The organism is Halomonas sp. ND22Bw (assembly GCF_003011945.1).
GTDB classification, from domain to species: domain Bacteria; phylum Pseudomonadota; class Gammaproteobacteria; order Pseudomonadales; family Halomonadaceae; genus Halomonas; species Halomonas halophila.
Genome location: NZ_PXWD01001311.1, coordinates 1 through 255 on the forward strand (window position 1 = coordinate 1; position 255 = coordinate 255).

Here is a 255-nt window from a genome sequence, read left to right on the forward strand (position 1 = left end):
ATCGGGGAACTCCTCCTTAATCAGGCGGCCCTCCTTCACGGCGGGGAAATTGTCGTAGGCCGTGGCCCAGTTGCGGGCGACGTTCTCGGCCCGGAAATCGAACAGGTCGCCCTTCAGCGCCTCGATCAGCACCGCTTCCGTCCCGGCCTGCGGGATCATGGTGATGAAGCGGTATGGCGTGTCGTCGGCATGGGCGTGATCGAAGTGGAAGCCCCCGGCGCGCTTGCCGCCGACGAAGATGTCAAAGTCGCTGTT

General features: G+C 63.9%; 1 protein-coding gene. It reads right to left on the bottom strand.

Going from position 1 to position 255, the window contains the following annotated elements:
- On the bottom strand, positions 1 to 255 hold a 255-nt coding region (locus CVH10_RS22425), incomplete at both ends, for a hypothetical protein (protein WP_146143293.1).